Source organism: Methanosarcina barkeri 3 (assembly GCF_000970305.1).
Classification (GTDB): domain Archaea; phylum Halobacteriota; class Methanosarcinia; order Methanosarcinales; family Methanosarcinaceae; genus Methanosarcina; species Methanosarcina barkeri_A.
This window is the reverse complement of sequence record NZ_CP009517.1, coordinates 2,324,786-2,345,046: the sequence shown is the minus strand read 5'-3', so window position 1 is coordinate 2,345,046 and position 20,261 is coordinate 2,324,786. Positions and strand designations below refer to the sequence as shown.

The following is a 20,261-nucleotide window of genomic DNA, read 5'->3' as shown; positions in this document are numbered from 1 at the left end:
TTTAGCTTTAGAAAGTTATATATTCTCAAGTTCAATGTTTATTGATATGATTGATGAAAAAAATGTCCAGCTTTTCAAGGCACTGAGCGAAGATACAAGATACAGGATAATCAAGGCTCTTCTTGAGGCTGAGCGCAAATACAAGGCGAATAAATCCGATGGCTTTAACGGAGAGTTATGTAAAGGAGAACTATGCGCCTGCGAGATTCCTGAACTCATTGGTAGAACCCAGTCCAATACCTCAATGCACCTTGCAAAATTGCAGGACTGGGGGATAATTAAAGTAAGAAAAGAAGGAAAAATGAGACTCTATTCGATAGAAAATGATAAAATCAGGAAGCTTCTGGAAGTTCTTGAAGAATAATTTGTTTCATTGTTTTATTAGAACTTAAAAATTATTCAGTATGAAAATATGACATTATGAAATCCTGATCTTGTGAAATCGTACCATAAAACTATAACTTCGTGAAATCATACTATAAAACCATAATTTCGTGAATAATAACATCATAAAATTACATCCCACGAAATTATAATAGTAAAACCATATTGGTCTGAATTATAATTTTATGAAATAATTCACTGAGATGGTTTTTAAGGCAGGATTCCAGCAACATTGGTATCTTCATGAGAAAATGAGTTTCATCTAATATTTTCAGGCAGTTACTTATGTCTTTCAAGATTTGCTCTTTCCTGCAGAGTTAAAAAACTGTAGTGTTGAGACTTTAAGGCACGGATCAGGATTTTTATGTTGTTGAGAGCTTTTCCTCCGGTATTGAACTTGCAGTCAAGGCGTATGGATGTGTTTGACATATCTACGAATTCCCAGGGATGGACAAAAATGACAGGAGATTCCCAGCGCTTGAGTAGCGGGAGAAAAAATCCAGGAGGCAGTCTTACAAATGAAGAAGTAATCGTCGCAGGAATCCTTATTATTTTACCTTCAATTCTACTCCGAGGAAAAGGAGGCTTATACGCTGCAATGGATGAATCATACCTGAAACCCTCATCTTCTAGAAGTCCAAGATAGTCTCTCGGAAATTGCAGGTTTGGAGCCCTGAAAGAAACAAGTTTCCTTTCAAATTGCCTTAAAATTTTTCCAGCCTGTTTAAGAGCAAGCCTGGCTTCCTCTTTATCCATTCGGTCAAAACGTGTATGAGTGTATCCATGACATCCAAGCTCGTGCCCTTCTTCCGGAATTCTGGATATAAGGTCAGGGTACTGCTTAGCCATCATCCCGGTAACAAAAAAGGTTGCTCTTATCCCTTCTTTTTTGAAAAGGTCCAGTAACTCAGGCAGTCCTTCTTCCATGCCTCTCGTACTCGTAAGCATAGGGGGACAATCTTCTTCCACATCAACGGTTATTGTGATATTTTTCATAAGTGACATGTTTATATACTCTGATTGTTTGTTCACAGATCCTATTCCAATCATAGTTTGAAAGCCCTCTTAAAGCCTCCCTGGAAAAGGAAGTTCGCAGAGTTGGTTTTTCTATAAGGTTCTCAAGATAGGATGAAAATTCGGTAAGACTGTCTGCAAGATAGCCGTTTACACCGTTAGTTATAATGTCCGAAACCCCACTGTTATTCATTGCTACAACAGGAACTTCTTTTGACATTGCCTCCAGAATCGAAATCCCAAAAGCCTCATTAATCGAGGGAAGGGCAAAGATGTCCGCCTGTTCCAGATACCCCAGCACTTTTTCCCTGGATACTTCCCCTGTAAAGTAAAAATTTCTGGATATACCTAACTCTTCTACCGTTTTTTCCAGTTTTTCTTTGAGTTCACCGTCTCCTATCATTACAAATAATAAATTATTATATTTTTGCAGAAGAGAAGGGGAAAGGTCTACAATATTCTGAACACCTTTTTTCTTTGTCATTCGTGCAACAGTGACAATTACGAGTTTTCCTTCAGGATCAACAGGAAAAGGGACTTTGACGATTTTATCCTCAGAATCTACCCCATTGAAAATTCGGTAAATTGGTTTTTTTGTCATTAGTTTAGAGTCTTTTTCAACTGCCGAACTAACTGCAATTACAGCGTCAACATTCTTTAAAAGTAATTTACCTGCAAGATAAAAAAGCGAGCGATATGGTGTATTTCCTACTAGGGAGTGATTGGTGACTACTACGGGAATTCCGAGTTTTTTGGATGCAATAAGAGCAGCCATACCTATGGGTGAATCCAGTCCATGGCAATTAATAATTTCATAATTTTCGTTTTTCAAAAGGCCAAAAAGTTCTTTATATGCACTGGGCATGAGAAACCGACTCTGTCCGGGTAAAGGTCTACCTTTGACCCTTATCACTGATACTCCATCTCTTCTGCTGTACTCAGGAATATCCGGATAGCTCCTTGTAATAACGCTTACTTCATATCCGTGCATGGTCAGGGTTTTAGCTAGGGTATGCATGGAATACTCGATTCCGCCAACCTTTGGAAAATACCAATCACTGATCATTGCAATTTTATGTTTTTCCATATCTCACTTCCTCCGTAGTAAAAAAGGTACAGGAACCCTATCAGGCTGCTGAGCCCAAAAGAAATAAAACGTTCTAGAAAAACGAAACTTCCTGAGGAAGCAAGCGGTAATCCAAAGTATAGAAGCAGGGAGATCAGCCCTCCTTCAACTATTCCAAGTCCTCCTGGGGTTATTGGCAGAAGTCCAAGTAGGAGATAAAAAATTGAAACTGATGCAACAATATATAGGGGGAGATGAAGATTTAGAGCCATAGAGATAAGCTGAAGGCGTATTACATCAAGAATCCAGACCCCAGAAGATAACAGGAGAACAGGAATAAAGGCTTTATTGAGTTTTTTCCAGTTTTGCTGTATATCTTTAAGAAAGACAGTAAATTTTTCCCGGAAAACCCATATCAGTATTCCGGTTGCAAGGAAGGCAAGGATCAGTAAATAAGTTGAACTTAACGTCAAGATGCTTTTCTGAGGCAGGAAGTTAATCTCTAAAGAGGGAAAGCGGTATAACACATAGAATAATAGCAGGATAATGGGAATAGCTTCAACGAGCCTTTCAAAAAGGATCGTTATGAAAGCGTCAGTATAGCTTATACCGAAGCGTTTATTAGCCCAGAACATCCGCAAGGGTTCTCCTCCTGTCCGATTCGCTGGAGTCAGGTTATTAACAAAAATTGCTCCGAAAAGAATGGGAAGAAGGTCCGTAGCTTTAAGAGTGTAACCAATGCGGGAGAGCACTTGCTGCCAGCGGACCGCAAATAAATACACACTCAGCAGGTAAACTGAGAACGCCAGAATAACATATCGAATCCGTGTTTCAGTGAGCATTTTCAAGCTCTCTCCAAAAACAGATACAATCTCCGTCCAGTAAGCACGGACAAGAAATACTCCCACTGCAATCAGTAAGAGAATTACAATGGCTTTCTTCAACATTCCCTGGTTCAAAAAGTACACCTTCAATTAGGGATTAAGAATGGAATTTCTGTGTATATTCTTTATAATTAAAATCTGTTCCTGTCTGGACTATTCCATGAATTGGGATTGATTGCACTTTGGATCCGGTACTTCTTCAAATTGAAAAAGACATATTTAAAATATTCTTTTTTTACGCATGAAATACTACGTATTAAGTGCCATGTATCAAAATCATATCTCTATATTCCCGTGGCTATAATGCATTAAAAAGTATTTCTTATTTCCTACATGATCCAGTTATTATTTTTAGGTTCTTTTTATATAATATCTGTCATCATCGTTTTTTCTAGATTTAACTCTATATTTTAGTTTCGAATTAAACCTAACATTTATAATATAGTCTTTTTATTGTTCTTTTTCCCAAACTTCTTCTTTGTCCGATCTGATTAATGAAGAGTCACGTAAACTCTCAGAAAATAGTTTTCCTCATTCCATGATCAAAGAAGAAAAAACTAAATCGGTTTTCCTTAATTCCTGGTCAAAGAAGAAAAACTGAATTGTTTTCCTTAATTCCTGGTCAAAAAAGAAAAACTGAATGGTTCTCCTTAATTCCTGGTCAAAGAAGAAAAAGCTGATTTATAAAGTATAGAAAATCTACAGGTAAAAAACAAGAGTTAATAACTGTACTGGCTACTATTATTGTATATCCTGTCCTTCAGGACTACATATTCCTGAAAATTTTAAATACTTAACAATGCTGAGATGTTTGACAAGGTAGAAGAAAAGAAATTTTTATAGGGTCCTTGAAGGTAAGGGTTCAAAATGTACGGAGTGCAGGCAATTTAAAAAGAAATTCCCTCAGCAGACCCGCTAAGGTAGATGTTAAAATATCGTAGAAATTTTCCAAAAAATAATTGTTACATATTTTCCTGTATATCCCCTCACTTTCTTAGTTCTAAGCGTATAATGTCTTTTATTTCAATATTTCATCCTTTTTCTCTTTTATTTCTTTTTGGATATATTTAAAGGATATCGAAGCTACAACAATTGTTACAGAAAAAGTCCTAGAGGCTTTCCAGACTGAATATCATTCCGATATCCCAATTTTAAAAATAAATAACCCTATCATTAACAAAGCCTTGATCGAATATAAAAAAGAAATAAAAAGCGTTTTTTGTAGCAAGGCTTCTGATTTTTTGGTATATGAAAGTGACTTAAAACCCATATCAATGATTATAACTGATAAGGTATTTATTCTATCTCTACTGGATAAAAAAGGAAGATTAACGACTCGATTTCTAATTGCCTTTGAGCTTCAGGCTTTAAAATGGGGAGAGGAACTTTTCATGTATTATAAGGAAAGGTCAAAGTCCGTATCTTCATCTTTATCTATTTTATGAAATTTATCTCTTTTTTATTCATTCACTGAACCTATTACCATTTTATTACATTACTATTCTCCCACCAAATTTCCGATCAAATAAATTTATTAAATATTATAATAAATAAATTATTAAGTTTATCCTCTTGTTCTTCCAGACGGAGAATTTCTCTCGAAACTAAATAATTGATCTCATTGTAATAACGCTCATATAATATTAAATCAATTTAAAAACGGGGAAGTCGAAAAGGGGAAGTTGAATATGTATGTGCACTCAGTTGTAAGTTGTAAATTTAACTGAAGCTCCAGCCTACATAGAGCTAAGTTATTCTCTGGCTGCCCGCCAAGATACGCTTCATGGACGGACTAGAATTTTTTATTCCAGGCATGGTTATCACTTACATTGAGTCCCGCCACTATCTATCGTGCTTCCATTAAGAGTCCGTGAAAGTATAAACTCCAGTATTTGAGTCCCGAAAATATGGGTTCTAACATTAATAAAACTCACTAAATTAAAAATCAGAATAAATAGGGAAGGTGTTGTAGGGTGGAAAAAAAGAGAATGGTCGATGAGAAAAGCAAAGACGAACAATTGGAAACAATTCGAGAAGATCCTGAGCGTGAGTTTCTGACTACAAATCAGGGCGTTAAGGTCAGTAACACTGATATTTCACTCAAGGCAGGGGAAAGGGGGCCAACCCTACTTGAAGACTTTCACTTCAGGGAAAAATTAACTCATTTTGACCATGAACGAATTCCGGAAAGGGTTGTTCATGCCAGGGGATCTGGAGCATATGGGTATTTCCAGGTTTATGAGCCTATGATAGAGTACACGAGTGCGAAATTTCTGCAGGACCCCAACAAGAAGACACCTGTCTTCGTGCGATTCTCTACTGTTGTAGGTTTCAGAGGCTCGGCTGATACTGTAAGAGACGTTCGGGGTTTTGCAACAAAGTTCTACACTGAAGACGGAAATTATGATCTTGTCGGCAATAACATTCCTGTTTTCTTTATTCAAGATGCAATCAAGTTCCCTGATCTTGTTCATGCAATTAAACCTGAACAGGACAACCAGATGCCTCAAGCTTCTGCAGCCCATGATACATTCTGGGATTTCGTTGCCTGCCATCCCGAAAATGCGCACATGATTATGTGGGTGCTTTCAGATCGTGCACTCCCCAGGAGTTACCGGATGATGCAGGGCTTTGGGGTTAATACCTTCCGTTTTATTAATGCAGAAGGCAAGGGAAGATTTATAAAGTTTCACTGGAGACCTCTGCTTGGCATTCACTCGCTTGTCTGGGATGAGACTCAGAAGATAGCAGGAAAAGATCCCGACTTTAACCGGCGAGACCTCTGGGAAGCAATTGAGATGGGGGACTATCCGGAGTATGAGTTTGGAGTACAGATTCTGGAGGAAGAGGATGAGTTTAAATTTGACTTTGATATTCTTGATCCCACCAAAATCTGGCCTGAAGAGGATGTACCCATTAAATGGATAGGGAAGATGACCCTTAACCGTAACCCGGACAATTTCTTTGCTGAAACCGAGCAGGTTGCGTTCTGTCCGGCAAATGTGGTTCCTGGGATCGATTTCTCCAACGACCCGCTTCTTCAGGGACGCCTTTTCTCATATCTCGACACTCAACTGATCCGCCTGGGAGGCCCGAATTTCCAGGAAATTCCAATCAACCGGCCACTGGCACCAATAGCCAATAATCAGAGGGAAGGATATCACCGCACAACGATAAACAAAGGTAAGACAAGCTATTTCCCTAATACGGTAGGGGAAAACCTTCCACGGCCGGCCTCCGCCAAAGAAGGCGGATATGTCCATTATATGGAAAAAGTAGAGGGTAGAAAGATCCGTGCTCGCAGTGAGAAGTTCAAAGACTTTTACAGTCAGGCCAAATTGTTCTGGAATAGTATGTCGGAGCCTGAAAAGAAACATATCATAGACGCATTCCATTTTGAAATAGGGAAAGTAGAGGATAAGAGTATACGAAAAGCAATTGTTGATATGTTCAATAATGTAGACGGAGATCTTGCAATCGAGATCGCAAAAGGAATAGGTGTCCCTGCCCCCGATCAGAAAGGAGGGTCATCGGTCACGAAAGAATCTCCGAACGTAAGCCAGGAGCGTTCGGAACACACCGTGAAGAACACTATTAAAACCAGAAAAGTTGCTATCCTTGTTGCAGATGGATATGATCATAAAGATGTCAGTGAGGTAATGCAGGCTTTAGAGGCTGGCGGAGCAAAAGCCTATATTATCTCTAAACACCAGGGAATGTTAAAGAGTTCAAGCGGGGAGGAACTCGAGGTTGATAAAAGCTATGTCACCACAGCGTCGGTATTGTATGATGCCGTATACATTCCTGGAGGAAAAGAGAATGTAGAGACTCTGAAGATGCAGGGAGATGCTATACATTTCGTTAATGAAGCATTCAGGCATTGCAAGCCTCTGGGAGCAACCGGTGAGGGAGTTGAGTTACTCAAAGCTGCAAACCTTCCCGATATACAATTTGCAGGGCAAGAGTCGGCTGACAAAGATATTCCATTAATTTCCGATAAAGGTGTCGTGACTGATGTTAGTAAAGGAGATCGGAGTTCTTTTAGCAAATCCTTCACTACTGCGATTGCAAACCACCGACATTGGAACAGAGAGAATAAGGAACAGGTTCCAGCTTGAACTTGTTTGAGCTAAACTCATTTGAGAGGAGAAAATACTCTCCTCTCTTCATTTTTCTAGATCTTTAGACCAGATTTCATCTGAGAGCAGACCGTAAAAACCAGGCTGTAAATATAAGATTCGGGCTTTAAATATAAGATTCGGGCTTTAAATATAAGATTCAGGCTGTAAATATTACATCAACCCTTTCGACATCCCACAAAGATCCCAGTTTTTCCATAATATCCTCTTTTATTGCTGGAGCAAACTGATGGTTTGCAGGCAGGTCTACAACTACCCTCACAACTCCATTTTCAATGCTCGTTTTCAGGATCAGGTTTGTACGAATTATGTCAAGACCGGTCAGAGGGTTCATAACGTGTTTTAACCTGCTTCTGATAACCTCTTCGGTAGTAGGCTCTTTCTCGGTTATAAGCCCGTGTTTTTCCTCATAATCTCTGATTGCAGCCCGCAGGCCCTCAACTGCAAGTACTGAGCAGTGGGCTTTAATCGGAGGAAGTCCCCCAAGTTCTTCCGAAGCCTGTTTCCATGTTATTTTCTTTGCTTCATCGAGAGTTTTTCCACGTGCAAGATCTGTTATAATCGAAGCAGTAGCAATATTTGATGCACAGCCGTAAGATTCGAATTTTATATCCTCAATAACCTTGGTGTCTGGGTTGACCTTAATGTAAACCGCTACCATGTCTCCGCAAGCCGGGCTTCCTTCGAGGCCTTTTCCGTCAGGATTTTCGATCTGCCCGACATTGTGCGGGTTCTTAAAATGCTCCAGCACTTTTTGACTGTAAGGAAACTTCATTATCTCACTCTCTCTTTCTCTCTAATATTCTATTTCTTTGTTTAGAATGCTTAAATTGTCTAAAATGACTAAACCGTTTAAAATGATTAAACCGTTTAAAATGACTAAATCGTCTAAAATATCTATAGCCTGCTTCCTTTCGTGCGCTTTCCATCTATTTCCACTCATTTCCTTGCAAGAGGGCTTATTTCCCTGAGCCTTGCCACGATTTCGCTCATCGCTTCAATTGCTGCATCGGTATCCTCAATATGATTATAGCGCCCGAAGGTAAAGCGTACTGAGCCATGAGCTCTTTCGTGATCTCCTCCTATACCCCTGATTACATGGCTAGCTTCAAGGGAACGACTGAAACAGGCTGAACCCGTACTTACTGCAAAACCTCTCATATCCATGTGCAAAGTTACGGATTCGCCTTCTACATAGTGAAAAGTCAGGTTTGCATTCTGAGGTAGACGTTTTTCCCGACTCCCGTTGAGGGTAACTTCCGGAATCTCAGAGAGTGCTTTATCGATTATGCGATCTCTCATTGCTTTGAGCCTTTTGTTTTCCTCTTCGGTTACGAGTTCTACAGCTTTTGCAAAACCAACGGCTGATGGAATATTTTCCACTCCTGCCCTCAGGTTAAATTCCTGGAAACCTCCATCCATAAATTTGGTTATTGGGGTACCTTTCCTGATGTAAAGAGCACCTATTCCTCTTGGACCGTGGATGGTATGGGCTGACATAGTGATCAGGTCCACAGGCAATTCCTTTACATTGAGAGGTAGCCGAGTAAAGCTATGAGTAGCATCCGTGTGCAGGAGCACATCCTTTTCTTCACATATTTCCGAGATAGCTTTCAAATCCTGTACTGTCCCTATTTCCTGGTTTCCCTGTTGAATTGAAACAAGAACAGTTTCCTTTGTTATAGCGTTTTTAAGTTCTTCGAGATCCACAAACCCTTCAGGATCGACATCCAGGAAAGTCGCACTAAAACCCTGTCCTTCGAGAACTTTTGCTGTATTAAGCACAGGAAAATCTTCTATCTTCGAGGCAACAACATGTTTTCCTTTCTTCTCTTTAAGAGCCATGGCAACGCCTTTAAGCGCAGTGTTGCTTGATTCAGTGGACCCTGAAGTGAAGATAATCTCTTCTGAATTTGCATCAAGCTTTGAAGCTATGCTTTCTCGGGATCTTGCAAGTGCTTCTTTTGCTTCAATACCCATAGAATAGCCAAATTCCGATGTTGCAACTGCATAGATATTAAAAAAATAAGGTTTCATTACTTCAAGTACCCGCTCATCCAATCGTGTGCATGCGGCATTGTCAAGATATATTATATTCTCGAATATTTCTTCTCCCTCCCCGTTTGAAATAATCAAATTTTAGATTTTACAGTTAAATCTCAGAGTCTCCAGTAAATTTCTGGATTTTAATCCGATAAATTAGTGGTAATAAATCCCTGGATAGTGATATTTGCTTAGTAAGATACATCTAGTTCAGGTCAGACCATGGAAAAACTCATATTATAGTGATATTTTAAGCTTTAACTCAAACTCTAAGAGTTTTCCAAACCTCAAATAAAGAGAGTTACGTTTGCGTCCCGAGCTTCCTGAATATACGAACCTACAGCTCCCCATTCATCTATCCACTCTGTGCGAAGCTCCTCTTTACTCAAGCCCATAATTTCCATGGTCATCTCGCAGGCGATTATTTTTCCGCCAAGTTCCTTGAAATCATTCATCAGCCTTTCAAGTGAAGCAACATTGGCTTTATTCATTCTTTGTTTGATCATCTGCCTGCCAAGCCCTAGCATATTCATCTTGGAGAGTGGCCCCTTCTCAAGCTCTCCTTTCTTCAAGCGCATTAACCCCCAGAAAGTAAAATATATGGAGGCTTCCATACCCATTGCAAGAGCTCCGTTTGCAATTATAAGTGCGCTGTATACCTTATCCATGTCTCCGCTATGCAGGATAATGACAGTCTTTTCCCCCATGTTTTCATTCCCCTTCCGGCTTATCTCCGGATCTTAATCTCCCACTCTTTACCTCCTTCTTTATCTTCAATTTCCAGTACTGTGAGACCCATTGCTTCGCAGGCCATAGGAATCTCTTTTCTTGATGCCGGATGTGTTCCCTTCACAATAACAAGATCCCCTGGAGAGGCTTTCTTTAAGGCTTTTCTGCATTCTACCAGAGGAACAGGGCAGGTCTGCCCTCTAACATCAATTTCCATTTCTGCCATTGTTCTTACCCCCAAAGTAAGAGAAACCGGAAGGGTACTGACAACAATTCTGCCTGCTGCCTTTCCTTAAATTCATTATATTCCAAAAAATATATTATCGTTTCGTATTGAAAACCCTATCTGGGAAATGTTCTGTCTGGGGACTATTTCTCTTGTTGTGAGCTTTCTTTTCAGAGCGATCTCCTGATCTTTTCCGCAACTTCTTTCAAATTGGCAGTATCAGGTTCAGTCCATACTATTGATTTTATTCCTCTCCCACCGTCTCCTCTTCTCCTGGGAATAACATGGACATGGACATGGGGAACTTCCTGCCCGGCTACTTTTCCATCATTGATTCCAATGTTCGATCCCTCTGCTGAAAATGCCTCCTCGATTGCAGCCGTAATCTTCCTTGTAGCCTCAAAAAGCGAAGCAACACTTTCCGCATCCATATCCGTAAACTTGCTAAAGTGTTTTTTAGGAGCTACCAGTGTATGCCCTTCGCTTGCTGGAAAAACATCAAGAAATGCAAAAACGGCAGTATCTTCATATACCTTCTCTGAAGGAACTTTTCCTTCTATTATTTTACAAAAAAGGCAGTCTTCTGTCATAACCATATCCCAGTAGAGTTTTACGAGATACGCTTATATCAGGGTTATGTTTCTTTCGCAAATTCTATATGTAAATAAAAAAATTACTTAAGTAATTGTTCCTTAAATGGTTGAACCTGGAGCCTTAGCCCTTTGAACTAAATGAAAGGAACCTCTCATCACGAGATGGAACTGGGCTGCAGAGTCGCAAATCTAGAAAAAGAGTACCATCCTGTTGCGGTTACATCGAAACTCTCAGAGATTTTCTATTTTTTCTGGGGCATCTTAACTAAATTCGGGAAGTGAAATTAAATGATCGGTTATATTGCAGGTGCACTGACAACTGTAGCTTTTGCTCCACAGCTTCTAAGAGCTTTGACTACCAGGTCTACAAAGGATGTATCCCTGATGATGCTAATTTGCTCTACTTCAGGCATGCTTCTCTGGATGATCCACGGTATCCTGGTAAATGATCCAGCCCTGATCACTGCAAACAGTATTTCTTTCGTACTTGCTTTCTTATTGCTAGGGCTCAAGATTAAAAATGACTATTTGGGTTTTGTCCTTAACTTTGGTAATAAGTATGGAAAATCTGGAAAGAACTTGTCTCTTTTTAGAAAATAATTTTTAATGTTTAGCTATATATTTATGAATGATTAAATCAATTTTATTATAACATAAGATTTGTACGTTCTTTACTGTGGGAGGTGAAGATAATAGCAAGAGTTTTAAGTGGAGCACTCATAGGTATGGTCTGTACTTTTGTCTTTTATTTCATTCCATTAGTAAACTCCATAGCTCCTTTTCTGGGAGGTCTTTTAGGAGGTTATTACGCAGACGGAGGTTCTGGAGAAGGGCTTAAGACCGGAGTTCTGATGACCGTTTTCATGATTATTCCGGGTTTTCTTCTTGGAGGAATTCTTGGATCGATACTCAGAGACGCCCCTGTACTTGGAGGACTTATAGCTGCCTCCGCATTTATAGTTACCATTGTCATCGTAGCTCATACCGCTGTGATAGGCATAATTGGTTCGGTAATTGGGGCTGTTCTGGCTGAAAGAGGAAAATTTTGACATTAGGGTCTTACTTCTAAAGTGAACTTCAGGAATAGATAAGATATTAAGAATGTTTGCAAAATAATGTTTATTCAACAGTAAACATCTCTAATCCTGAAGAATATCACTTGTATAAACTTAAAAGAAAAACACAATAATTTTGAGTATAGTAAAAACATAGTAGTTTAGAGTATAATGAAAATACAAAAATCTAGATTAAAATAAGAAAATCTAGATTAAAACACAGAAATTTAGGTGATGTGTCAATTTTTCTATAAAATAATAAATTTTAATAAGTTAGCAGTTGGAGAATCCAACAACAAGAGAACTAAAGTATAATCAGCATACAAAAACTTGACTCTAAATCTACAGAAAATTCGCTACACTGCTGATTTCCCGTTAATTAGTTCTCTTTATTTATCATCTTTGATCTCTCGTTAACCATTTTTTTTCTTTATTTTGTTAACCATTTTTTTTCTTTATTTTGTTAACCATTTTTTTCTTTATTTTAATTATCTTTTCAGCGGTTTTTCATACTTACTTTCTTCCAGGTTGTTCCCTGATTAATCGGTTTTTATCGTTACTCGAAAGTGATTAATATAGTATTATACAGAATTGTTTTGTACCTATTGTAAGAAAAGAGTTTTACGAGAAAAAATGTCTTTCTAAAAATTGATTTTATATCTACCTTTATAACCGAACTTTTAGCCTAACTCTATGTTTTTCTATGATTCTGTAATTGATCCTATATACCATAATTAGACACAGCTATCATGTTTTACTTATCATTTTAGTGTTCTATTTCTAAGATACCTTTATATATTACTTTTCTCTATATAGTTCTCTTAAGATTAACTAAAATACCCTAGGGGGTTTATTTATCACCAAGGATAAAAGAAAAGTTCAGTTTACCGGAAACTCTACCTATATTGTGTCCCTCCCTATAAAATGGGTCCGAGATATAGGGCTTGAAGCCGGTGACACCCTTACGCTCACACCTATGCCTAATAAAACTCTGCTTGTCTCTTCCAGTGCGGTTTCAAAGGAACATTCCGCCCTTAATGCAACCATTGACTATGTTCACTCCGACAGTGCAGAAAATAATCTCAGGATTCTTATTTCTCATTATCTTGTAGGCTACGACATTATCAGACTGACTACCAAAAAAGGCTTCAGTGCCTATGACCGTAAGTTTATCAAAGATTCTGTGCGTCAGAAACTGATAGGACTTGAACTTATAGAAGAATCTAGGAACGAACTGGTCTTCCAATGTCTTCTGAACTACAATGACCTTCCCCTTACCCGGGTAATTAGAAATATGTATGGGCTTGTGCTTTCCATGCTTGAAGACTCCATGACTGCTCTCAGGGATCACAATGTAGAGATTGCTGAAGATGTCATTCAGAGAGACGACGATGTGGATCGCTTTTATCTTCTTGCTGTCCGTCAGCTAAAGGCTTCTATTGAAGATATCGAGCTATCTGAAAAGATTGGAATCCGGCACCCTAGAGAATGCCTGGGATACAGACTTATTACGAAAAGTATCGAGCGTGTGGGAGATCATGCTGTAAAGATTGCAAAAAGTGTCCTGAAAATGGACTTGGGAGTCACTGCCGATGATCCTATCTTCAAGATGGCCGAGCTTTCCTGCAAGGTTTTCGAAAGCTCGATAGACTCAATGACCGAAGAAGACCTGCAGGCTATTAATAAAATCGTTGTAGAAGCCAAGAAAGTTTCCCAGTTTGGAGTTTCTCTGGAGCCACAGAACTGCGAAGGTTCGGGTAATATTGAACTCAGTATGATCCTGGAAAGTCTCAGGCGGGTTTCGGAGTACAGTGCTGATATTGCAGAAGTTGCAATTAACATGAATATTAAAAGAGTTTAAACCTCAAAGGTTCGGACTTCTACTTTTTTTTCTACTTTTCTCTCTTTTTCTTTACTTCTTTTCTACTTTTCTCTACCCCCTTTTCTCTACCCCTTTTCTCTACCCCTTTTCTCTACTTTTCTCTACTTTTCTCTACTTTTCTCTACTTTTCTCTACTTTTCTCTACTTTTCTCTACTTTTCTACTTCTATTCTATTTCTAAATTTTTTCTCTGTTGCTCTTCTATTCCCTTTGTCCATATTTTGCTTCCTTTTACTTTCGTTCCTCTTTTTCACACAAATGCTTTCCTGAACTGGTATGTCCCGAGAAGTACCATAATTCCGGCTCCTATAGCCAGACTTATGAGCCCATGAACAGGTATTCCTCCTTCAAACAGAGTTCTTGTGCTGTCTATTGCATAACTTACCGGGTTAAGCCTGGCCAGAGTCCTCAACCAGGCAGGCATGACGTCATAGGGCATGAGTGCACTGCTGGTGAAGAATAAAGGCATGCTGATCATACTGTTGACAGCCGAATAACTGTCATGGTCGCTTAAATACAGTCCTATCATAGTTGAGAGAGCAGAAAAAAATACCGAAAATAAAAACAATGTAATATATATCAGAACTATATTCACAGGGTTCAATATTCTTACACCAAGAAGAGTAGCTATAAGGAGTATCACCGTTGCCTGCAGCAGGCCTCTTACGCTGATAAATAGGATTTTTCCGTACAACATGCTTTCTCGTGGAGAGGGCATGGCAAGGAACTTATTTAAAAAACCTAGTATTTTGTCAAAAATCATTAAAGTTCCTCCCTGAAGGGAGGAAAAAAGCGTCGTCATGACAAGGATACCAGGAGTAATAAATTGAAGATAGTTATCAGTAAACTTCGTGGGCAGGGCAAGTCCAACAAATACCAGCCAGGCTGCAGGCATCATAAGTGAAGAGATTACATTTATTCTTCCTCTTAGCCATTTTACGAGATCCCTCTCAAAATAGTAATATACCGCTCTCATTATCTACGCCTCAGAAGGTTTCTAAACTGGTTCGAATTAAACCCTGCCTGCTCTTCAGGGGTTTTAACGTTCTCAAGGAAAACGTCATTAAGGGAGGCATTTTCCCCGATGGAGCTTGTCAGGTTTTCAGGAGAACCAACAACTGCGATTCTTCCTTTATCAATAATGGCAACCCTGTTGCAGTATTTTTCTGCCTCTTCAAGGTAATGTGTAGTCATGAAGATGGTCATCCCTTCGGCCTTAAGCATCCTGATATGCTCCCATATCTTCTTTCTACCACTTACATCCAGTCCAAGTGTCGGCTCATCCAGAAACAAAACTTCAGGTTCGTGCACAAGCGCCTGAGCAAGTTCAAGGCGTCTTCTCATTCCTCCGGAGTATGTTGCTACAAGGTCGCCGGCACGCTCTGAAAGCCCCATCATTTCAATCACTTCATCTACCTTTGAATTTCTATTAGGGATGCCATAGAGCTTTGCATAAAGCTGTACATTTTCCCTGCCTGTAAGTTTTCGGTCAACTGCCATATCCTGAGGGACATAACTTATCTTTGACCTTACTTTTTTTGACTCTTTTACTATATCGTATCCGCATACTTTTGCAGTACCGCTGCTGGGTTTTAGTAGAGTTGTAAGCATCATAACTGTCGTACTTTTGCCTGCTCCATTGGGGCCAAGAAGGCCAAAGATCTCGTTTTCAACATCAAGATCCAGATTATCCACAGCTACCAGGTTTCCAAAGGATCGGGATAATTTTTTTATCTCTATCACAGGTATCCTCCTGCAATTGCATAAACAGGTCTTAAACCTGAAGTATAATAAATCCCGCTTGTATACATATTGTAAATAAGCTTCATAATCACAACACTTATGGCTGTAAAAACACAGACTGTAACCACTATCTTATCAGTGTTCGAGAACTCCAGTTTTTTAAGAGATGTCCGGTCCGGGTTTGCCCGAAAAGCTCGACTCTGAATCGAGACTGCAAGGGTTCCGGTTCTCCGTACACAGTTTGCAAGAGTCGGAGTCAATATATTGAGTAATGTTTTTATGATTCCTGACCCGAACTTTTTCGGATTAAATCCCCTGAGCCGCTGGACTGTTATCACGGTAGCTACTTCGGTGATTATTATTGGTAAGAATCTTACTGCTGTGATTACCATAAAAGCTACGCTGTAAGGAACCCTGAGTCCGACAAGGCCATTTAACATATCTCTCGAGTCCGTGGTCCAGCACATCAACAGCCCAAGAGAAAGGATTGAAGCCGATCTAAGTCCCTGAACTGCGCCGTGATGAAATCCTTCCTCATATACGAACAGTCCGCCGCCTGTCAACCAGCCCAGAATCGGGAATTCAGGACGGATTATGGTAAAAATAACAGTTCTCGGGAGTTGAGAATAAAAGAGAGCCTGTGAATAAATAGTTCCCCATATCAAAAGTACGAGCAATATAACCAGGGTCTTGATCTTTATTGCCGGCATTTTTGCAAGTACGAATCCTGAGAGTACAGTAAGAAACAATAAAAACATTGTTTTCTGGTTATCCAGGGATACAGCGACAAAAACTATGGAAATCAGAATAAGAATCTTAGCTCTTGGATCCATCCTATGAATAACTGTATCCTTAATTGTCGGTTCTGCAATTGATCTAGCACCTATCATGTCATATCACCCCGCGTCCCTTTAATATTTTATATTATCCAGCACATCTTTTTAATATTTATACCATCCAGCATATCTTTCAATACCTTATGTTATCCAGCATGTCTTTCAATACCTTATGTTATCCAGCATATCTTTTCAACACTTTGTCCCTTCAGCACTTCTGGAAGTCAGTGTTTTCACAAGTTCTTTAACTGAAAAGGCGTTGATTCCCAGATGATTTGCGATCTCAACAACCGGAGGTTGGGTAAGCGAGGCCTTTCTGAGGCTTTCAGTGTCTTTTATAACTTCTTTTCCCTTCCCGTCTGCTATGATCTTCCCATCATTCATCACCAGGATTCTTGTAGCATAAGACATGGCTACCTCAATGTCGTGTGTGCAGAAAATCAGTGTAGAATTATTATTTTTGAAAAAGTCCATCATTTGTTCTATGTTCATTCTATCCTGCCCTGTTGTGGGTTCATCGAGAAGAATGAGTTTGGGGTTTATGGAAATTACCGAGGCAACAGCTGTTCTGAGTCTCTGTCCCCTGCTCAGTGCCTGGGGGAGGTCGTGCCTGAAAGGAAGAATTGACATAGCTTCAAGAGAATTTTTTACCCTTTCCTCAATATTACTGTACTTTAATTGAACAGGTCCGAATCTTGCTTCTTCCTCAGCTGAGTCACAGAAGAGCATAAGGTCAGGGTTCTGGAAAACGAATCCGACCTTACCTGCAAAGGAATACGGATTCTTGGACCTTGTGTCCTCTCCAAAAACCTTCACACTTCCTTTATCCGGTTTGAGAATAGCTGCAAGGTGTAAAAGCAGAGTTGATTTTCCCGAACCGTTCGTGCCCATAATCGCGATCCTCTCACCTTTATTGATTTCCAGATCTATTCCTTTCAGTACCATCTTGTTTTTCTCGTATCCTGACCATAGATCCTGAATTAAAACAATCGAATCACCATCATTTTCAGAGTTGTTATTTTCAGAGTTGTTATTTTTAGAGTTGTTATTTTCAGTAGAAGCTCTCCTTGAACTGTTCTTGATTACTACAGTACTTTCCTCTGGATTTGGAGAGGACTGAGAAACACTGATATTTTTTTTAAAGTCATCCGTGTCCAGTAAGGCAAGAGCCCCACTGACACTCAAAGGACTGGCTTTGATTCCAAGACTGTGGCAGAGTTCAACAGGTTCGGGAATCCGAAGTCCAAGCCTGTAAAATACTTCAAGATGATCAAAAGCTTTCGAGGCAGGTTGATCAAAGACTATCTGTCCGTCGTCCATTATGACAATTCTGTCTACAAAGGGTGCAAGCTCGTGTAGTCTGTGTTCAACAAGCAGAATAGTCGTTTTCAGTTTCCTGTTGAGTTCTCTTACCGTGTTCAGGACTTCGTGTGTGCCCCTGGGGTCCATCTGGCTTACAGGCTCATCCATAGCAAGGAGCTCAGGCGTCATTGCAAGCATGCTGGCAATGCAGATTCTCTGTTTCTGTCCCCCGGAAAGTGAATTTGTGGAAGCCAGCCTGTGACCGGACATCCCTACGATTTGCAGGGCTTCTTCTACTTTTCTATCAATTTCTTTTCGCTCGAAGCAGAGGTTTTCAGGCCCAAAGGCTACTTCATCCTCAACGGTTGTAGAAAAAATCTGGTCATCCGGGTTCTGAAACACAAGGCCTACTTCTTTCGAGATTTCAATCTGGTTTGATTCGGTGGTTTCCATCCCTTTGACTTTCACACTACCTGAAAATATCCCTCCTGATTCGTGAGGGATGATCCCGTTTAAGGTTTTCAATAAAGTACTTTTTCCACATCCTGTAGGCCCTGTTAGGAGAACAAACTCTCCTTTTTCGACTCTAAGGTTGATTCCCTTTAAAGTTGGCTCCGATCTTCCAGGATAAGTATACCACAGGTCTTTGATTTCTATCATTATACCACAACCGCAAACCAAAACCTTTTCAAAAAAAGGCTTAATCGAAAGCGTCTGGCAGCGGTACGAGCCTTTCCGAGAGAAAGCTTGACCAGAGGCCAGAAAAGTCTGATTAAAGCTAACGTCACTCTGCCACCTTTTTTAGTCTATTCCCAAGGCTTATTCCAAACCAGGTTCCTATGAATGTGTAGAGGAATCCGTCTATCAGGATATTTGCGGCTATATACCAGTCGCTGTAGAAAAGTCTGTAGAGTACCATCCAGACACTGAAGGATACATAGCTACTGAACATATCAGCGAACCCGCAAAGAATTCCCATCCTGAACCTGTTATCTAGAGCCGTATTTTTACCGGTTACACCTGCAATGTACAATAGAAGTTCCAGAATTACCGCATTGACGGACAGTGTTATAAAAGTTATAGGAGTAAAACTACCTGTAATGAAACCTCCAAGTAGAAACCTGACCATCATAAAAAGGCTTATAACTCCCGGTTTTGGGATCAGGACTACAAGAGAAGCAATGAGCATGTAAAGTAGAATCTCATTGAAGAGCCCTGTGAACAGGAAACTGAATGGTCCGAAGATAGCATGGGATAACTCCCACAGGATGGTCATGGGCAGGTTTATTGCTGCAAAAGAAACGGTGCCGAAAAGGGCAATCATCACAAGGTTACGTGTTTTAAACCTATCCATTATCTCCCTGGGTCTTGAGAGGAAAAAACCCAGAGCAGTAAGTCCTAACAAAGAGGCGGTAAAAGTAGTTATTATAGGTCCCCACCGCCTTGAGATTGCAGTAATTTTTTGATTTTTTGCTATTGCAATCCAGTCGCTACCTGTGAGTTTTACTTTAACCCTCAGAAGGTAGTCTCCTCCCATTGCATCCTGAGATATATAGATGGGAAGGCTTATCAGTGAACTTGAACCTGGTGAGAGGGTTACGGCAGCATAACACAAAGTATCTGCGTTCATCCCCATAATATCGGGTTTAAATGCTTTTACATGCTCACCGGTTTTTGTGTCCAGAATATCATATGTAACTATGACAGGAATTGTACTGTTCCCGGTATTTTCAATCTTTATCCCCATGTAGGTCGAAGTAAGGTCTTCTTTCTCGATCTTCAGGTCCGTAACCTTAAGCAGCTTTTTGAGTGCAGGAGATGTTTCCTGGACAACCAGAGTATTTAATGGGTGGCTGGGGTCTCCATGTCCGTCTTCATCTGACGGTACTATGGGCTGGGATACTGAGACTTCATTTGCGACTTCTTTTTTTGACGCAATTTTAAGCTGGGTTGTACGCACAATAGTGTGTTTTTTTCCCTTAACATCAACGACTGCTTTTGCAGTTATGTTGTAAATCCCGCAGGGTGTGTCTGCAGGTATGTAAAAATCAACAAGCCTGTACCAGTCATCATACTCGGTCTGAAGTGAAAATGAATGAACCGAAGCTTCATGAAGCACAAAACCTTTCGGTAAGTCAAATTCCACTGTCACATTCATATCGCCATCATAATAGCTTTCAAAGAAAAGATATGCAGAGAGCGTGCTGTTCCCGACTGCAAGGCCATTTCCTTCTACCCCATGAGGGACCTGAATTATGAATGTAGTCATATCTTCAGGTTTGAAATCCTCCTGCTGAGCCTGTGCAGCTACGGGCTGTAGAATTAGCACAAGTATTAGGAGGAGAAAACCTCTATTTTTCATTCCG

Annotated in this window: 20 protein-coding genes; 7 read left to right on the top strand and 13 right to left on the bottom strand. The window is 39.9% G+C overall.

What is annotated here, in order from left to right:
* Positions 1 to 46 precede the first annotated feature (46 nt).
* Positions 47 to 364, top strand: coding sequence for an ArsR/SmtB family transcription factor (locus MSBR3_RS09350; RefSeq protein ID WP_230627343.1), 318 nt, complete (start codon positions 47 to 49; stop codon positions 362 to 364).
* 299 nt (positions 365 to 663) lie between these two features.
* Here the strand turns inward: MSBR3_RS09350 and MSBR3_RS09345 are convergent, their stop codons facing one another.
* Genes MSBR3_RS09345 through MSBR3_RS09335 form a run of 3 tightly spaced genes read right to left on the bottom strand, consistent with a single transcriptional unit; the run spans position 664 to position 3,423 of the window.
* Positions 664 to 1,389 carry a polysaccharide deacetylase family protein gene (locus tag MSBR3_RS09345; protein WP_080942267.1) on the bottom strand — a complete coding sequence of 242 codons (726 nt, stop codon included), beginning with the start codon at positions 1,387 to 1,389 and terminating at the stop codon, positions 664 to 666.
* Positions 1,355 to 2,485 carry a glycosyltransferase family 4 protein gene (locus MSBR3_RS09340; protein ID WP_048107723.1) on the bottom strand — a complete coding sequence of 377 codons (1,131 nt, stop codon included), beginning with the start codon at positions 2,483 to 2,485 and terminating at the stop codon, positions 1,355 to 1,357. The genes MSBR3_RS09345 and MSBR3_RS09340 overlap by 35 nt, the downstream gene beginning before the upstream one ends.
* Positions 2,461 to 3,423: a lysylphosphatidylglycerol synthase transmembrane domain-containing protein gene (locus tag MSBR3_RS09335; RefSeq protein ID WP_048107721.1), complete on the bottom strand. Its 963-nt coding sequence runs from the start codon at positions 3,421 to 3,423 to the stop codon at positions 2,461 to 2,463. The genes MSBR3_RS09340 and MSBR3_RS09335 overlap by 25 nt, the downstream gene beginning before the upstream one ends.
* Before the next feature lie 1,109 nt (positions 3,424 to 4,532).
* Here MSBR3_RS09335 and MSBR3_RS21035 point away from each other — a divergent pair.
* Complete coding sequence (locus MSBR3_RS21035) at positions 4,533 to 4,793, top strand: transcriptional regulator FilR1 domain-containing protein (RefSeq protein ID WP_230627340.1); 261 nt, start codon at positions 4,533 to 4,535, stop codon at positions 4,791 to 4,793.
* A gap of 528 nt (positions 4,794 to 5,321) precedes the next feature.
* Positions 5,322 to 7,466 (top strand): catalase, encoded by a 2,145-nt coding sequence (locus MSBR3_RS09330; protein WP_230627336.1) that lies wholly within the window; start codon positions 5,322 to 5,324, stop codon positions 7,464 to 7,466.
* 160 nt (positions 7,467 to 7,626) lie between these two features.
* On the opposite strand, the gene MSBR3_RS09325 is transcribed toward MSBR3_RS09330, so the two are convergent.
* The 5 genes from MSBR3_RS09325 to MSBR3_RS09305 all read right to left on the bottom strand — a co-directional run bounded on the left by MSBR3_RS09325 (position 7,627) and on the right by MSBR3_RS09305 (position 11,075).
* The gene (locus MSBR3_RS09325; protein ID WP_048107719.1) at positions 7,627 to 8,262 is read right to left on the bottom strand and encodes an iron-sulfur cluster assembly scaffold protein; all 636 of its coding nucleotides are present in this window, start codon (positions 8,260 to 8,262) and stop codon (positions 7,627 to 7,629) included.
* Positions 8,263 to 8,426: 164 nt separating this feature from the next.
* Entirely contained in the window at positions 8,427 to 9,593 is a 1,167-nt protein-coding gene (locus tag MSBR3_RS09320) for a cysteine desulfurase family protein (RefSeq protein ID WP_196297057.1), read from the bottom strand.
* Between the two features lie 224 nt (positions 9,594 to 9,817).
* Complete coding sequence (locus MSBR3_RS09315) at positions 9,818 to 10,237, bottom strand: DsrE/DsrF/DrsH-like family protein (RefSeq protein ID WP_048107717.1); 420 nt, start codon at positions 10,235 to 10,237, stop codon at positions 9,818 to 9,820.
* A gap of 20 nt (positions 10,238 to 10,257) precedes the next feature.
* On the bottom strand, positions 10,258 to 10,485 hold the full coding sequence (locus MSBR3_RS09310; protein WP_048107715.1) for a sulfurtransferase TusA family protein: 228 nt from the start codon (positions 10,483 to 10,485) through the stop codon (positions 10,258 to 10,260).
* A 170-nt stretch (positions 10,486 to 10,655) separates the two neighbouring features.
* Positions 10,656 to 11,075 (bottom strand): HIT family protein, encoded by a 420-nt coding sequence (locus MSBR3_RS09305; RefSeq protein WP_048107713.1) that lies wholly within the window; start codon positions 11,073 to 11,075, stop codon positions 10,656 to 10,658.
* 141 nt (positions 11,076 to 11,216) lie between these two features.
* On the opposite strand from MSBR3_RS09305, the gene MSBR3_RS20225 reads away from it, so the two are divergent.
* The 4 genes from MSBR3_RS20225 (at position 11,217) to MSBR3_RS09290 (ending at position 13,994) form a co-directional block, all read left to right on the top strand.
* Positions 11,217 to 11,360, top strand: a complete 144-nt coding sequence (locus MSBR3_RS20225; RefSeq protein WP_155396776.1) for a hypothetical protein — start codon at positions 11,217 to 11,219, stop codon at positions 11,358 to 11,360.
* Positions 11,361 to 11,366: 6 nt separating this feature from the next.
* On the top strand, positions 11,367 to 11,678 hold the full coding sequence (locus tag MSBR3_RS09300) for a SemiSWEET family sugar transporter (RefSeq protein WP_048107711.1): 312 nt from the start codon (positions 11,367 to 11,369) through the stop codon (positions 11,676 to 11,678).
* Positions 11,679 to 11,761: 83 nt separating this feature from the next.
* Positions 11,762 to 12,127, top strand: coding sequence for a DUF5518 domain-containing protein (locus tag MSBR3_RS09295; RefSeq protein WP_080942266.1), 366 nt, complete (start codon positions 11,762 to 11,764; stop codon positions 12,125 to 12,127).
* A gap of 862 nt (positions 12,128 to 12,989) precedes the next feature.
* Positions 12,990 to 13,994 carry a phosphate signaling complex PhoU family protein gene (locus MSBR3_RS09290; protein WP_080942265.1) on the top strand — a complete coding sequence of 335 codons (1,005 nt, stop codon included), beginning with the start codon at positions 12,990 to 12,992 and terminating at the stop codon, positions 13,992 to 13,994.
* 270 nt (positions 13,995 to 14,264) lie between these two features.
* On the opposite strand, the gene MSBR3_RS09285 is transcribed toward MSBR3_RS09290, so the two are convergent.
* From MSBR3_RS09285 to MSBR3_RS09265, 5 genes are all read right to left on the bottom strand, one after another.
* Positions 14,265 to 14,990 carry an ABC transporter permease gene (locus MSBR3_RS09285; RefSeq protein ID WP_048107706.1) on the bottom strand — a complete coding sequence of 242 codons (726 nt, stop codon included), beginning with the start codon at positions 14,988 to 14,990 and terminating at the stop codon, positions 14,265 to 14,267.
* Entirely contained in the window at positions 14,990 to 15,757 is a 768-nt protein-coding gene (locus MSBR3_RS09280) for an ABC transporter ATP-binding protein (protein ID WP_048107703.1), read from the bottom strand. The genes MSBR3_RS09285 and MSBR3_RS09280 overlap by 1 nt, the downstream gene beginning before the upstream one ends.
* Positions 15,754 to 16,647 carry an energy-coupling factor transporter transmembrane component T family protein gene (locus tag MSBR3_RS09275; protein ID WP_048107701.1) on the bottom strand — a complete coding sequence of 298 codons (894 nt, stop codon included), beginning with the start codon at positions 16,645 to 16,647 and terminating at the stop codon, positions 15,754 to 15,756. The genes MSBR3_RS09280 and MSBR3_RS09275 overlap by 4 nt, the downstream gene beginning before the upstream one ends.
* Positions 16,648 to 16,785: 138 nt before the next feature.
* Complete coding sequence (locus MSBR3_RS09270; protein ID WP_048107699.1) at positions 16,786 to 18,555, bottom strand: ABC transporter ATP-binding protein; 1,770 nt, start codon at positions 18,553 to 18,555, stop codon at positions 16,786 to 16,788.
* 124 nt (positions 18,556 to 18,679) lie between these two features.
* On the bottom strand, positions 18,680 to 20,257 hold the full coding sequence (locus tag MSBR3_RS09265; protein ID WP_048107697.1) for a hypothetical protein: 1,578 nt from the start codon (positions 20,255 to 20,257) through the stop codon (positions 18,680 to 18,682).
* Positions 20,258 to 20,261: the final 4 nt, after the last annotated feature.

Coding starts and splice junctions, on each gene's coding strand:
- MSBR3_RS09265 (WP_048107697.1), bottom strand. CDS start 20,257: ATGAAAAATAGAGGTTTTCTCCTCCTAATACTTGTGCTAATTCTACAG.
- MSBR3_RS09350 (WP_230627343.1), top strand. CDS start 47: ATGATTGATGAAAAAAATGTCCAGCTTTTCAAGGCACTGAGCGAAGAT.
- MSBR3_RS20225 (WP_155396776.1), top strand. CDS start 11,217: ATGAAAGGAACCTCTCATCACGAGATGGAACTGGGCTGCAGAGTCGCA.
- MSBR3_RS09285 (WP_048107706.1), bottom strand. CDS start 14,990: ATGAGAGCGGTATATTACTATTTTGAGAGGGATCTCGTAAAATGGCTA.
- MSBR3_RS09300 (WP_048107711.1), top strand. CDS start 11,367: ATGATCGGTTATATTGCAGGTGCACTGACAACTGTAGCTTTTGCTCCA.
- MSBR3_RS09270 (WP_048107699.1), bottom strand. CDS start 18,555: ATGATAGAAATCAAAGACCTGTGGTATACTTATCCTGGAAGATCGGAG.
- MSBR3_RS09275 (WP_048107701.1), bottom strand. CDS start 16,647: ATGATAGGTGCTAGATCAATTGCAGAACCGACAATTAAGGATACAGTT.
- MSBR3_RS09345 (WP_080942267.1), bottom strand. CDS start 1,389: ATGTCACTTATGAAAAATATCACAATAACCGTTGATGTGGAAGAAGAT.
- MSBR3_RS09325 (WP_048107719.1), bottom strand. CDS start 8,262: ATGAAGTTTCCTTACAGTCAAAAAGTGCTGGAGCATTTTAAGAACCCG.
- MSBR3_RS09310 (WP_048107715.1), bottom strand. CDS start 10,485: ATGGCAGAAATGGAAATTGATGTTAGAGGGCAGACCTGCCCTGTTCCT.
- MSBR3_RS09340 (WP_048107723.1), bottom strand. CDS start 2,485: ATGGAAAAACATAAAATTGCAATGATCAGTGATTGGTATTTTCCAAAG.
- MSBR3_RS09305 (WP_048107713.1), bottom strand. CDS start 11,075: ATGACAGAAGACTGCCTTTTTTGTAAAATAATAGAAGGAAAAGTTCCT.
- MSBR3_RS09315 (WP_048107717.1), bottom strand. CDS start 10,237: ATGGGGGAAAAGACTGTCATTATCCTGCATAGCGGAGACATGGATAAG.